A 249-nucleotide genomic window follows, 5' to 3' on the forward strand; every position below is an offset into this window, starting at 1 on the left:
GCCGGCGTAGTAGCTGGTGCCGCAGGCAAGGATCTGCACGCCTTCGATACCCGACAGCACGGCTTCGGCATTCTTGCCGAACAGGGTCGCCGGGAAGCCACCGGCGTCGATCGCCGCTTCGATGGTGTCGCCCAGCGCGCGCGGCTGCTCGTGGATTTCCTTCTGCATGAAGTGGCGGTACGGGCCCAGCTCCAGCGAGGCCAGCGACACATCCGACAGGTGCACCTCACGCACGATCGGCTGGTTGTG

General features: G+C 66.3%; 1 pseudogene. It reads right to left on the reverse strand.

The features are described 5' to 3' along the window. Positions 1 to 249 (reverse strand): annotated as a pseudogene (locus ACW6W5_RS17885) (glutamine--fructose-6-phosphate transaminase (isomerizing)); the annotation flags it as partial.

The sequence above is a fragment of the Stenotrophomonas sp. IS26 genome (assembly GCF_054188265.1).